Genomic DNA, 13,723 nt, shown 5'->3' on the forward strand with positions numbered 1-13,723 from the left:
AGATACATAATTATTTGGGTATTTATTTACTTTTAAGGAGGAAAAAAGTATGGAAATGAATGACAATTCTAACATTGCAAAGTGCCCGTTTAATCATGGTAGCACTACTACTCCGAAATCAGCTGGTACAGTAAATAAAGACTGGTGGCCAAACCAGTTAAATTTGAACATTCTACATCAGAATGATAGAAAATCTAACCCTATGGATGAAGAATTTAATTATGCAGAAGCATTTAAAAAGTTAGACTATCAAGCGCTTAAACAGGATCTTCACAATCTAATGACAAACAGTCAAGATTGGTGGCCTGCTGATTATGGACATTATGGTCCATTCTTTATACGTATGGCATGGCACTCAGCAGGTACATATCGTACAGGGGATGGCCGTGGTGGAGGAGGAACTGGTACACAGCGTTTTGCTCCACTTAATAGTTGGCCTGACAACGGTAATCTTGATAAAGCCCGTCGACTGCTTTGGCCGATTAAGCAAAAGTATGGTAATAAAATTTCTTGGGCTGATTTATTTATACTAACAGGTAATGTTGCTATTGAATCAATGGGCGGTAAAACATTTGGTTTTGGAGGAGGTCGCGAAGACGTTTGGCATCCAGAAGAAGACGTCTACTGGGGTAATGAAACGGAATGGCTAGGGGATAAGCGTTACACTGGTGATCGTGACCTTGAGAATCCACTGGCTGCAGTTCAGATGGGTCTTATCTATGTTAACCCAGAAGGACCAAATGGTAATCCAGATCCTGTAGCAAGTGGTCGTGACATACGCGAAACCTTTGCTCGTATGGGAATGAATGATGAAGAAACAGTTGCACTAATTGCTGGAGGACATACCTTTGGTAAAGCTCACGGCGCAGGAGATGCTGCCCATGTTGGTCTAGAACCAGAAGCAGCTCCGATTCATTCTCAAGGATTAGGCTGGCTAAGCACACATGGTACTGGTAAAGGTCGAGACACTATTACTAGTGGTATTGAAGGTGCGTGGACTGCGAACCCAACAAAATGGGATAATGGTTACTTTGACTTATTGTTTAAATATCAATGGTGGCTTACTAAGAGTCCAGCAGGTGCGTTTCAGTGGCTTGCTGTAAATCCTGAAGAAAAGGATCTTGCTCCAGATGCAGAAGATCCAACCGTTCGTGTTCCTACCATGATGACTACTGCTGATATGGCATTGCGTTTTGACCCTGAATACGAAAAGATATCCCGTCGTTTCCATGAAAATCCAGAAGATTTTGCTGATGCATTTGCACGTGCGTGGTTTAAACTAACGCACAGAGATATGGGGCCTCGTTCAAGATATTTAGGTCCAGAAGTCCCTGAAGAAGTTCTAATTTGGCAAGATCCTATCCCTGCCTCAGAATATGAAATAAATGATGCAGAAGTTGAAAAAATCAAATTAATGATCCTAGATACAGAACTTACTATTAGCGAGTTAGTAAATACAGCTTGGGCTTCAGCAAGTACTTTCCGTGGCTCAGATATGCGTGGCGGTGCAAATGGAGCTCGAATTCGACTAAATCCACAGAAGGATTGGGAAGTAAATCAGCCTGACCAACTTGCAAAGGTACTGAATGTATTAGAGAGCGTTCAAAACCATCTGCACAAGAAAGTCAGTATGGCTGACTTGATTGTACTTGGTGGTAGTGCCGCAGTAGAAAAAGCTGCACAAGATGCAGGTTTTGATGTAAAAGTTCCTTTTACTCCAGGACGTGGCGATGCGATACAAAAGCAAACAGATATAGAAAGCTTTGCAGTGCTAGAGCCTATAGCTGATGGTTTCCGAAACTATCAAAAGAAACAGTATAGTGTAAATTCAGCAGAGCTATTAGTAGATAAGGCACAATTGTTAGGCCTAACTGCCCCAGAAATGACTGCACTTATAGGCGGTATGCGCGTACTCGGTACAAACTATAATGGCACACAACACGGAGTATTTACTGACCGAGTTGGTACACTTACTAATGATTTCTTTGTTAACTTGCTAGACATGGGAATTGCGTGGACACCTGTAGACGGAGACGTATTTGAAGGCCGTGATCGCAAGTCCGGTGAGAAAGTACGTACAGCAACTAGTGTTGACCTAGTGTTTGGTTCAAATTCAGTGCTACGTGCAATAGTAGAAGTGTATGCTCAAGACGATAACAAAGAGAAGTTTGTGCGTGACTTTATAGCTGCATGGGTTAAGGTCATGAATGCAGATCGCTTCGACCTTAGATGAAGAAATATACAATAGAAGTTAAATAATATGAGGTAAATTAATATCCTTCCTGATTAAACAGGGAGGATTTTTCTCGGTATGCATAGCAGATTTAATGGAGCAATCCCAAGTTAAGTCGAGAGTATCCATAGTGGAAATGAAATAAAATGTAAATGTTGTTTAAAAAAAGAATGAAATTATTGCTTGTTTATCACTCTGTAAACTTAAGTTTTTGTATATTGTCTACAAATAAAAGGCCGTCATATAGACAGCCGTTTTGGGTTGTAAATTAAGTTATAGAGCTTATTGAAAAATACATTCCTATTTAAGCTGATTTTTTTCGATCATTTGGCAGCATAAAAGCTACTAAACCTAATAGTGGTAGGAAGCTACATAAATTCATTACGAAATTAAGGCTAGTTGCATCGGCAATGACACCTAACAGTACTGCTCCTAAAGCACCCATTCCAAATGCTAAACCAACTATTAATCCACTTACTAAACCAACTTTACCAGGAACGAGTTCTTGAGCGTAAACAACAATTACACTAAAGGAACTTGAACTAATGATCCCAATTAAAAATAATATAGGAATAACTGCAAGCAAAGAGATATGAGGTAATAATAAGGCTAATGGAAATGTACCAACTAATGAGAATAAAATCATATTCCGTTTTCCGAAACGATCAGCAAGCGTTCCACCTATAAAAGTACCAATTACGCCTGCAACCATAAAGATAAATAAATATAACTGTGTGCTTTTAATTGATAAACCATAACTTTTAATTAAGTAAAACTGATAATAATTACCTATGCCTGCAGAGTACCACGAACGTGCAAATGTAATAAATACTAGCAATATAATAGCAAATTTTACTGCTGATGTAATTTTGATTTGTTCACCTGAAGGCTGACCTTTACTTTTTAATTTAAACGGATTTTCTTTCAGTTTATTTCGGTACCATGTAGATACGTAAATTAATACACATATTCCTATAGCAGCTAAGATTGTAAACCATGCAGCACCTTTTTGTCCTAGTGGTACGAAAATTAGCGCTGTAAAGATTGGTGCAAGTGAGTTCCCTGTATTTCCGCCTACCTGGTAGATAGCTTGTGAGAGTCCTCTTTTTGATCCAGACGCTAAAAAGGCTACTTTTGAGCCTTCTGGGTGGAAGATGGCAGAACCTATACCAATTAATAGAACCGATAATAATACAATAAATAAATTAGGTGCAAATGCTAGGCAAAGCATTCCCAATAAACTGGATGCCATTCCAATCGGTAGGAGAAATGGTGAAGGCTTTCGATCGGAAAAAATCCCAAAAACGGGTTGCATTACAGAGGAAGTCATATTTAGCGCAAAGGCTATGAATCCAATTTCTGTATAAGTTAAATTCATTGTCTTTTCTAAAATTGGAAATATGGCTGGTACAACTGCTTGCATTGAATCATTTAATAAATGGCCTAAACTGATTGCAAATAAAATTTGATACATTGTTGACTGATTAATAACCTTTGTATTAACTGCTGGTTGCATAATATCCTCCTTTCTTATTGACCTATCTATCATAAACTAATCTTCGGAAAATTTACACAATATTGCCTTACACACTTTTCATTAAACTTTCTACTCATTTATAATAGAAGAAAAGATTTAAATTGCATTTAATAAATTGCTATGCTAAGTAAATTTTTAAAGATGATAATTAATAATCAGAAGGGAGTGTAGAATGGACAACTATTCAACAGAGTTAATGAGATTTTTTAAAAATCATATAAATAATGAAAATCGGCCCGCAATGGAAGCTTATATGAAAAATAGATTTACATTTTTAGGAATTAAAGCACCAGAAAGAAATGCACTGTTTAGACAGTTTCGAATGAGTAATGGTGAACCACCAAATTTAGAATCAATAATCGATATTTGGAGCCTAGAAGAAAGAGAATTTCAATATATTGCATTAACATGTTTAGATCGCCAGTATAAAAAAGCAGATCTCGAACGGATTAAATTATATGAACAACTAGTAGTCGAAAAATCTTGGTGGGATACCGTTGATACAATTGCCGGACGATTAATTAGTTATCATTTTTTAATCTATCCAGAATTAATTGATGAGTACACTAATAGGTGGGTCTCTTCAGATAATATGTGGCTGAATAGAGTAGCGATATTATTTCAAATGAAGTTTAAGGAGAAAACGGATCAGGAACGTTTATTTCATTATTGCCATCTACTCAAAGAAAGCAAAGAATTTTTCATTCAAAAAGCAATAGGTTGGGCATTGAGAGAGTATTCGTATATCAATCCTAAAGAGGTTGAATTATTTATTAATCAAACAAATTTATCACCTTTAAGCAAAAGGGAGGGATTAAAATATATTGATAAATTAAAGGAATAGATTTGTCGATTTTCCGGGAAATAACCGATATATTCTATTTTATATGAAAAATACTATTAATTTAAGTAAGTTGAGACATTAATATGAAAAGGTTATAATAGGTGCATTATTGTTTTTTCAATCAAGTCGTGTTATTTAAATTTGAGTTATGTACAAAATAACTAAATGAAAAAAGTTCAAAGGAGATTTAGTGTTCATGAAATCTACTTTTAATAATATGATGAAATTATGTCTTAGTATAAGCTTAATTAGTAGCTTCTTTATTCAAAAAACTGTACACGCAGACGAAATAAGTCTATTTAGTGATAAGGCCATTTCAATTTTGGCTGATAGTGGGGAAGTAATTTATAGTAAGAACGCAAATAAAGTTGATTTCCCAGCTAGCACAACTAAAATAATGACCGCAATGGTTATGATGGATCATTTAAAAGAGAATGATAAAATCCAAATGACAAAAAGGAGCATCCAAGAAGAAAAAAGTAATTCCCAAATTCTTTTTTCTCAAGGAGAAGTTTTAGATCGAAATACAGCAGTAAAAACAATGATGATTTTAAGCGCGAATGATTTAGCATATGCTATAGGTGAACGAGTTGGCGGAAATATGGACAACTTTGTAAAAATGATGAATGAAAAAGCTAAAAAGATTGGCGCAAATCACACAAATTTCATGAATCCTAATGGTCTTCACAATGTAAATCATTATACAACCGCACATGATTTAGCTTTAATTACAAAAGAAGCTTTAAAATACCCATTAATTATTAAAGCAATGGGTACAAAAGATGCTCGTATTAGTACATCTAAGCAAAAGAACGTATATATTTTTAATCGTGGAAAAATGTTTAAAAATCCTTACTTTTATGCAGGGAAAACTGGATATACTGATTCTGCTAGGAATACTTTAATTGAAATAGATAAAAAAGACGGCCAAATGATTATTAATATTTTATTACGCTCATCAAAACCCCAATATCTACAGGATATTAAGTTATTAGATTCTTATGCATTTTCAAGAATTCATAAAAAAACGCTTATAAAACAAGGTGATTGGCAGAGAGAATTAAAAATTAGAAAGGATCTAATTCAAACAAAGATACCAAACGATTTATCCTTTTTAACTGCACTAGGCTCGAATGCAAATTACGATATTAAAATAAAACCTTTAAATGCTATAGATAAGTCATACAAGGAAAATGGAATTTCAAAAAATCAAAAACTGGGTAGAGTTGAAGTATGGACGAATAGCGAAGAACTTTTCAGTACTGAGTTATTAGCTGCTAAATCATATGACCGACCGACAATCCTTTCTATGAATACATTTATCATTGCAGGCTCGGTAATTTTACTTTTGGTGTTAATATATTTTATTACAAAACCAAAAAGGAAAAGAGAATATATGTAAAAAAAAGGCGAATCGTATTTTTTACGTTTCACCTTTTTTCATTATAGTAAGATTAGTTTTAAAATTTGATAGAAAATTGCAGCCACTGTTGCTGAAATTGGAATTGTAATAATCCATGTTATTACCATACGTTGAGCAGTACCCCAGTTTACGTCTTTAACACGTTGAGCAGAACCTACCCCCATAATAGAAGAAGAAATTACGTGAGTTGTACTTACTGGTAAATGTAAAGCAGTAAATGTGAAAATAATAGCTGCTGATGATAAGTCAGCTGCTGCACCATTTATCGGGCGGATTTTCATGATTTTTCCACCAACAGTTTTAATAATTTTCCATCCACCAACTGATGTACCAATAGCCATTGCCATAGCACAACCGATACGTACCCATAAAGGAACATCAGCACCTGCTGGTTCAATTTTTGCGGCAATTAAAGCGATCATGATAATTCCCATTGCTTTTTGTGCATCATTTGTACCGTGAGTAAATGACTGTAAAGAAGCAGTGAAAATTTGGACTAATCTAAAGCCTTTATTAGTTTTCGATAGGTTAGAACGACGGAAAATAGCTGCTAAAATTGTCATAACGATAAAACCAAGCGTAATTGCAATAACTGGAGAAATTAATAAAGCTTCGATAATTTTAATAAAACCATCCGCCTCTAAAACGCTAAATCCTTTTGCAGAGACAGCAGCACCAGCAATTGCACCTATGATTGCATGAGAAGAACTACTTGGAATACCAAAATACCAAGTTAATAAGTTCCAAAATATACCGCCTAATAAAGCCGCAATTACGACAACTAGTCCATTTGAACCTTCAATCGTAATCGGATCAACGATACCAGTTGTAATCGTTTTTGCAACACCTGTAAATGTAATCGCACCAATGAAATTCATTATTGCAGCTAATAAAATAGCAGTACGAGGTTTCAATGCTTTGGTTGAAACTGACGTTGCAATTGCATTTGCAGTATCATGAAATCCATTAATAAAGTCAAACAAAAATGCAAAAATCACGATTAAAATCGTAAGTAAAAATAAATGCTCCATTTTATGACTCCTTACGCATTTCGCATGATAATTTGCTCAAGTGTGTTTGCTACATCCTGCGCACTATCAGCTACAGATTCTAGATTTTCATAGATTTCTTTATACTGAATAATTTTAATTGGATCTTTTTCATTCATAAATAATTGTTTAATTGATGTACGTAATAGCTCATCACACTGAGACTCGTAATCCTTAATTTTAATTGCATGAACACGGATTTCTAATAATTTTTTATTTGAAAGTAATTTAACTGCAAGTAAAATTTCTTCAACAGCTTTTTGAAGAATATCAACGAATTTAACCATATATTCATCAGCAGAAGTGATTGAATACATTTCAAATCGTGCTGAACAATGTTCAAATCCATCTAATACATCATCCATTTTCATTGCAAGTTGTAAAATATCTTCTCGCTCAATTGGAGTAATAAAAGTTTTGTTTAATTCAACGATTAAAGAGTGAATAAACTTATCACCTTTTGTTTCATATTCTTTCATTTCTTCTTGAAACTTTTTTAAGTCGCTTGCATTTTTTATTTTAAAATCAACGTAATACCTTGATGATACGTGCAAGTTCTCAGCAATACCTAAAAGCTTTTCAAAGAATACATCCTTTTTTTGTCCAAAAAACATTATGATTCCTCCAACTAAAACATATAATTTATTATCACCTTCACATTTGTCAGTTAATTTTAAAATGTCAGAAACTATGTAAAAATGTCGAAAAAAGTAAAGGTCACGTTAATAATAATAATTGGTTTTTGAAATTAATCAATTAAAAACGTTTAATTAATTTACAAATTTACAATATCTTTACATTCCCTTAACAAAGTTAATATTTCGATTCCTACACTAGTTAATATTAATAATAGTATTCACAGAAATATTGACTTTATGTGAGATTTTAAATTAGCATTAGATTATACGTTTAAACTATTGGACTTAAAAAGGATGTGATAATTTTGGAAAGTACATATAAAGCATCTGAAATAACACAATTAGTAACTAGGCAAAAAGCATTTTTTCAGTCTGGATCAACTAAAACTTCAAATTTTAGAATTGAACAATTAGAAAAATTATATAAATCAATAGTAGAGAACGAAGAAGAAATAAAAATAGCCTTAAAAAAGGATTTAAATAAGTCAGATTTTGAAGCCTATATGACTGAAATTGGATTTACTTTAAAAGAAATATCCGAAGCAATCAAACAGATTAAAAAATGGATGAAACCTAAAAAAGTTAAAACTCCGATTACGCATATTGGGACAAAAGGATATATTTACAGAGAACCGTATGGAGTAACATTAATTATCTCGCCTTGGAATTATCCTTTTCAATTAACGATGGCTCCATTAATTGGTGCAATAATTGGTGGAAATACTGCTATTATTAAACCATCAGAATTAACGCCAAATACATCTATCATTATTAATAAAATAATTAATGAGAATTTTGATAAAGAATATATTGCGGTAGTTAATGGTGGAATTGAAGAGAGCACGATATTATTACAACAAAAATTTGATTTTATCTTTTTTACTGGCAGTGTCCAAGTTGGAAAAATTGTAATGGAAGCAGCAAGTAAAAATTTAACGCCATTAATACTTGAATTAGGTGGGAAAAGCCCAACAATTGTACACAACGATTCGAAGATCCAACTAGCTGCAAAAAGAATTGTTTGGGGGAAATTTACAAATGCAGGACAGACATGTATAGCTCCAGATTATATTTATGTCCACAAATCAGTAAAAAAGGATTTTATTGATGCATTAAAGAATGAAATTGTTCAATTCTATAGTGATAAGCCTTTGTTAAATAATGATTATACAAAGATCATCAGTGATCGCCATTTTAACCGTTTAGTTGGATTTTTGAATAATGGTGAAATCCTACATGGTGGGGAATTTGATCAATCATCTCATAAAATAGAACCGACTGTGATTTCTGATCTATCTTGGGATTCACCAATTATGTCTGAAGAAATATTCGGTCCCATTTTACCAATTCTTTCCTATGAAAATATAGATGAAGTAATCAATGAAATTAATCAACATCCTAAGCCATTAGCACTATACGTCTTTACAGAAAGTAAACAGATCGCTAATAAAGTTATTGAGAGAGTTCCATTTGGTGGTGGATGTGTAAACGACACTCTTTATCATATGGCGAATCCGAATTTACCTTTTGGTGGGGTAGGAGAAAGTGGTTCAGGAAATTATCATGGGGAGTACAGTTTTGCTGCTTTTACACATGATAAAAGTGTCCTATTGCAAACTACTAAAATTGACTTGAAAATAAGATATCATACAACAAAAAACGCTTTACGGTTTATTCGTAAATTGTTAAAATAAAGGTTAATTGTAACTTAGTTTCTTAGCTCCTTGAAAAAGGGGCTTTTTATATGTTGAAAATAATTTATACATTTTTACATAATAATAAAAATATTAATATAGATGGGACGCGAAAATGAAAAATATAATTGAAATTGAACAAGTCGGGAAAAATTTTAGTGAAAATAATGTGATTTCTCCACTTTCATTAGAAATTTATTCTGGAGAATTCTTAACAATCTTAGGACCAAGTGGTTGTGGGAAAACGACTTTATTAAGAATGATTGCTGGTTTTGAAGAACCATCGTCAGGTGTGATCAAACTAAATGGAGAAGCAATTAATAGTTTACCTCCATATAAAAGGGATATGAACTTAGTATTCCAACACTATGCATTATTTCCTCATATGAATGTTGAAAGAAATATTCAATTTGGATTAAAAATGAAAGGTATTTCGTTAGAAGAGCAAAAGGTCCGAGCTGACGAAGCGATGAGATTAACCCAATTAACTGAATTTAGAAATCGTAAACCTAGTCAGTTATCAGGTGGACAACAGCAAAGGGTTGCAATCGCTCGTGCAATAGTGAACAATCCAAAAGTCTTATTATTAGATGAACCACTAGGAGCACTTGATTTTAAGCTTCGTAAAGATTTACAAAGGGAACTGAAAAATCTTCAACGCGAACTAGGAATTACTTTTATCTATGTAACCCATGATCAAGAAGAAGCGATGAGCATGAGTGATCGAATCGTCGTTATGAATAATGGGAAAATCGAACAAATCGGCACACCAAAAGAAATTTATCAAAATCCAGCAAGCAAATTTGTTGCTACATTCATTGGTGAAAATAATTTCTTTGATAAAGGTGTGAAAGAAATTGCAGTTAGACCAGAAAATATTAAAGTTTCTCATGCAACAAATGAGAATAATCCTTATTCAGGCATAATAAGGGATGTAGAATTTGTTGGGACTCTAAATAAAATTTTTATTGATTTACATAAACATGAACAAACGATTATTGTCTATCAAATGCCAGATCAAACAAGTTTTAATAGAAATGATAAAGTTGAGATTAGTTGGAAGTCGGAAGATGAGGTGATTATGTATTGAGAAATGAAAAATACATAATTGCACCTACGATTATCTGGCTATTAGTTTTTTTTCTAGTACCTTTATTATTAATTTTTGGTTTTGCACTTATGAAAAATGGTATGTACGGAGAAATTGAAAAAACATTTACATTAGAAAATATTGTAAAAGTTTTTGACCCACTTTATTTAAAAGTTTTATGGACAACTTTTTGGATTGCTTTAGTAACTACAATAATAACTCTTTTGATTGGATATCCTTATGCATATACGGCTACAGTTGTAAATGAAAAATGGCAGAGGATTTTACTATTATTAATCACAATTCCATTTTGGATAAATTTCTTAGTGAGATCATATGCATTAATTGTTATTCTTCGTTCAAAAGGGATTATTAACACATTATTAATCCAGCTTGGGATTATAAAAGAACCATTACAACTACTTTATAATACACCATCAGTCATAATGGGAATGGTCTATACATTATTACCATTTATGGTGTTACCGATCTTTGTTGCCATTGAGCAATTGGATAACCGAAAGTTGGACGCTGCTAATGATTTAGGAGCTACTCCATTTCAAACCTTTATTTATGTAACTCTTCCATTAACGATGAAGGGGATTTTTGCAGGTAGTATTTTAGTTTTTGTTGCTTCATTTGGAATGTTTGTCGTTTCTGATGTTATGGGTGGATCAAAAGTTGCTTTAATCGGAAATGTCATTCAAAATCAATTTTTAGCAGCAAGAAACTGGCCATTTGGTTCCGCACTTTCAATATTCTTAGTCATTACTTCAATCGGTTTAATAGGACTTTACTATTTAGCTACAAAAAATATTGGTGCTGATAAAAGTAGAGGTGAAAAATAAATGAAAAAACCTATACTTATTGGATTTTCAACAATTATCTTAATTTGTTTATATTTACCAATCTTGATATTAATCTTATTTTCATTTAATAAATCAAAGATTAATGCACACTGGACTGGATTTACGTTTGATTGGTACTTAAATTTATTTCATAACCCGCAAGTTATTGATGCCTTTATGAATAGTTTATTTATTGCAATTGTTACGACAATCCTTTCAACAATTCTTGGTACTATTTGTGCACTTGCCTTACATAAGCATAAATATAAATTTTCAAATCTTATTAGTGGGCTAGTTTACTTACCAATTGTCGTTCCAGATATTTTAATGGGACTTTCATTACTAATATTATTTACTAATTTCCATATTGAATTAGGTAGTATCACAATTATTATTGCCCATGTCACTTTTTGTATTTCATATGTCATTATTCTTTTAGCAGCTAGACTTTCAGGAATGTCATCTGATTTAGAAGATGCTGCAAGTGATCTTGGTGCTACACCATGGCAGACATTTAGATTTGTAACTTTACCAGCGCTTATGCCTGGAATTATTGCTTCTGCACTTTTATGTTTTACATTAAGTATTGATGATTTTGTCATTAGCTTTTTTGTTTCAGGACCAGGTTCAACTACATTGCCAATTTATATTTATGGAATGGTTAAAAAAGGTGTAACTCCTGAAATAAATGCAATTTCTACGATTTTAATTGTTACAATTATTTTCTTAATGGTAATTTCTGAAGTTTATCGTACCAAAGGTATTAATAATCAAGAAAAATCAGAGAGAAAATCTTATATCGTTTAAGAGTGCTAGTACTCTTTATTAGTCAGTTCCACTTAAAAACGAATCTTTTGATTAGAATTCAACTAAGGCAAACTGGATTTATGTGCCAAATTTTAAGGAGGTAGTCAGTAGGCATTATGAGTATATTTAAAAAAACTGCTACAATAATGGTTTCTTTAGGCTTAGTAAGTTTACTTTTATCTGCCTGTTCAGTTGGAAAAAAAGAATTAAATATTTATAGCTGGGCAGATAATTTTGACGAGAAGGTTTTAGAATCATTTGAAAAGAAATATGATGTTAAAATTAATTATCAAGTTTTTGCAAGTAATGAAGAGTTGTATGCAAAACTAAAAGCTGGTGGTTCGAATTATGATGTAATTCAACCTTCAGATTATATGGTAAAACTAATGATTCATCAAAATATGTTGGCTAAATTGGATAAAAGTAAAATGCCAAATTTAAATAATATTTCACCAGAATATACAAATCAAGAGTTTGATCCAAAAGGTGACTATTCTGTTGTTTATACTGGGGGAATAACGGGGATTGCCTATAATCCAAAATATGTAAAAGAAGATATAGATAGCTGGGATGATCTATGGAACCCAAAATACAAAGGTCATGTAACTTTACTTGATGACAATAGAGAAGTATTTGGAATGGGATTAATTAAAAATGGTTATTCAAATAGCTCAACAAATGAAGACGAATTGCTAAAAGCTTATAACAATTTAAAAACATTAACACCTAATTTATTAGCATTCGACACAGATACGGTGAAACAAAAATTTATTACAGAAGATGCATGGATTGGTCAAGTATGGTCCGGAGATGCTGCTTATATTCAAAAAGAGCTTAAAGATATTAAATGGGTTGTACCAAAAGAAGGATCATCAAGATGGGCAGATACTTTAGCAATACCAAAAGATGCAAAACAAAAAGATCTAGCTGAAAAGTTTATTAACTATCTATATGACCCAAAAGTAAGTGCACAAAATTATGAGGCGATTGGTTATGCGGATCCAAATAGTAAATCAGGATCATATCATTCGGCAGAGTATAAACAAAATCCGTTTATTAATGTAACAAAAGAACAAACTGATGCAACCAACTGGATTAAAGACGTTGGGGACCAAACAGAATTATATGATAAGTATTGGACGGAATTAAAAACTGGCAAATAATATTCCAAACTAAAAAGGTTATCTCCTAGAGGTAACCTTTTTAGTTTGAGATTAATTTGTTTAATAAAAATCGAAATTGATCCCTTTCACTATGTGAAAGATTTTCGAATAAATTTAGCCACAATTCCTGACGGAAATTGAAGTTTTCTTCAATTAAACGTTTTCCTTCATCAGTTAATTCAAGCCATGTAACTCTTCGATCACGGCTATCTCTTTTTCGAGAAATTAAATGATTATTAACCAATTTATTCACAGCTGTTGTAATAGAACCTGAAGATAGTCCAATTTGTCTTCCAAGTTCAGAAGCAGTAAGTTTTTGATTTTTATATATTAAATATAAAAGCAAATATTTTGGTGGAGTTAAGGAGTTTTTTACTTCCTCATCAGTTTTTTGCCA

General features: G+C 32.6%; 12 protein-coding genes. 8 read left to right on the plus strand and 4 right to left on the minus strand.

Translation table 11 applies throughout. The annotated features are described in order from the left end of the window. The first annotated feature begins 49 nt into the window (after nt 1–49). On the plus strand, nt 50–2,233 hold the full coding sequence (gene katG / locus CN514_RS03755; RefSeq protein WP_098231446.1) for a catalase/peroxidase HPI: 2,184 nt from the start codon (nt 50–52) through the stop codon (nt 2,231–2,233). A 304-nt stretch (nt 2,234–2,537) separates the two neighbouring features. Here katG and CN514_RS03760 read toward each other — a convergent pair whose 3' ends face one another. Beyond that, nucleotides 2,538–3,749, minus strand: coding sequence for an MFS transporter (locus CN514_RS03760; RefSeq protein ID WP_098231447.1), 1,212 nt, complete (start codon nt 3,747–3,749; stop codon nt 2,538–2,540). A gap of 193 nt (nt 3,750–3,942) precedes the next feature. Between CN514_RS03760 and CN514_RS03765 the strand changes: the two genes are divergently transcribed. Next, entirely contained in the window at nt 3,943–4,614 is a 672-nt protein-coding gene (locus CN514_RS03765; RefSeq protein WP_098231448.1) for a DNA alkylation repair protein, read from the plus strand. A 196-nt stretch (nt 4,615–4,810) separates the two neighbouring features. Continuing rightward, on the plus strand, nt 4,811–6,016 hold the full coding sequence (locus CN514_RS03770; protein WP_098231449.1) for a D-alanyl-D-alanine carboxypeptidase family protein: 1,206 nt from the start codon (nt 4,811–4,813) through the stop codon (nt 6,014–6,016). A 41-nt stretch (nt 6,017–6,057) separates the two neighbouring features. On the opposite strand, the gene CN514_RS03775 is transcribed toward CN514_RS03770, so the two are convergent. Beyond that, a complete protein-coding gene (locus CN514_RS03775) occupies nt 6,058–7,068 on the minus strand; it encodes an inorganic phosphate transporter (protein WP_098231450.1) in 1,011 nt (336 codons plus the stop codon). A gap of 11 nt (nt 7,069–7,079) precedes the next feature. After that, the gene (locus CN514_RS03780; protein WP_098231451.1) at nt 7,080–7,700 is read right to left on the minus strand and encodes a DUF47 domain-containing protein; all 621 of its coding nucleotides are present in this window, start codon (nt 7,698–7,700) and stop codon (nt 7,080–7,082) included. A 329-nt stretch (nt 7,701–8,029) separates the two neighbouring features. Between CN514_RS03780 and CN514_RS03785 the strand changes: the two genes are divergently transcribed. The 5 genes from CN514_RS03785 to CN514_RS03805 all read left to right on the plus strand — a co-directional run bounded on the left by CN514_RS03785 (nt 8,030) and on the right by CN514_RS03805 (nt 13,326). Further along, nucleotides 8,030–9,418 (plus strand): aldehyde dehydrogenase, encoded by a 1,389-nt coding sequence (locus CN514_RS03785; RefSeq protein ID WP_286141561.1) that lies wholly within the window; start codon nt 8,030–8,032, stop codon nt 9,416–9,418. A 115-nt stretch (nt 9,419–9,533) separates the two neighbouring features. Next, the gene (locus tag CN514_RS03790) at nt 9,534–10,508 is read left to right on the plus strand and encodes an ABC transporter ATP-binding protein (RefSeq protein WP_098231452.1); all 975 of its coding nucleotides are present in this window, start codon (nt 9,534–9,536) and stop codon (nt 10,506–10,508) included. Continuing rightward, a complete protein-coding gene (locus CN514_RS03795) occupies nt 10,505–11,356 on the plus strand; it encodes an ABC transporter permease (RefSeq protein WP_353652052.1) in 852 nt (283 codons plus the stop codon). Before CN514_RS03790 ends, CN514_RS03795 begins: the two co-directional genes overlap by 4 nt. Beyond that, nucleotides 11,357–12,163 carry an ABC transporter permease gene (locus tag CN514_RS03800; protein WP_098231453.1) on the plus strand — a complete coding sequence of 269 codons (807 nt, stop codon included), beginning with the start codon at nt 11,357–11,359 and terminating at the stop codon, nt 12,161–12,163. Between the two features lie 116 nt (nt 12,164–12,279). Further along, on the plus strand, nt 12,280–13,326 hold the full coding sequence (locus tag CN514_RS03805) for a polyamine ABC transporter substrate-binding protein (RefSeq protein ID WP_098231454.1): 1,047 nt from the start codon (nt 12,280–12,282) through the stop codon (nt 13,324–13,326). A gap of 40 nt (nt 13,327–13,366) precedes the next feature. On the opposite strand, the gene CN514_RS03810 is transcribed toward CN514_RS03805, so the two are convergent. Next, the coding region (locus CN514_RS03810) for a MarR family winged helix-turn-helix transcriptional regulator (protein WP_098231455.1) at nt 13,367–13,723 on the minus strand (357 nt) is incomplete at its 5' end.

Origin of the sequence: Bacillus sp. AFS001701 (assembly GCF_002559405.1) — a bacterium.
In the GTDB taxonomy this organism is placed as follows: domain Bacteria; phylum Bacillota; class Bacilli; order Bacillales; family Bacillaceae_G; genus Gottfriedia.

Bases quoted from the DNA above. Each gene is read 5' to 3' on its own strand.
- katG (WP_098231446.1), top strand. From the start codon at position 50: ATGGAAATGAATGACAATTCTAACATTGCAAAGTGCCCGTTTAATCAT.
- CN514_RS03765 (WP_098231448.1), top strand. From the start codon at position 3,943: ATGGACAACTATTCAACAGAGTTAATGAGATTTTTTAAAAATCATATA.
- CN514_RS03780 (WP_098231451.1), bottom strand. From the start codon at position 7,700: ATGTTTTTTGGACAAAAAAAGGATGTATTCTTTGAAAAGCTTTTAGGT.
- CN514_RS03805 (WP_098231454.1), top strand. From the start codon at position 12,280: ATGAGTATATTTAAAAAAACTGCTACAATAATGGTTTCTTTAGGCTTA.
- CN514_RS03790 (WP_098231452.1), top strand. From the start codon at position 9,534: ATGAAAAATATAATTGAAATTGAACAAGTCGGGAAAAATTTTAGTGAA.
- CN514_RS03770 (WP_098231449.1), top strand. From the start codon at position 4,811: ATGAAATCTACTTTTAATAATATGATGAAATTATGTCTTAGTATAAGC.
- CN514_RS03775 (WP_098231450.1), bottom strand. From the start codon at position 7,068: ATGGAGCATTTATTTTTACTTACGATTTTAATCGTGATTTTTGCATTT.
- CN514_RS03760 (WP_098231447.1), bottom strand. From the start codon at position 3,749: ATGCAACCAGCAGTTAATACAAAGGTTATTAATCAGTCAACAATGTAT.
- CN514_RS03800 (WP_098231453.1), top strand. From the start codon at position 11,357: ATGAAAAAACCTATACTTATTGGATTTTCAACAATTATCTTAATTTGT.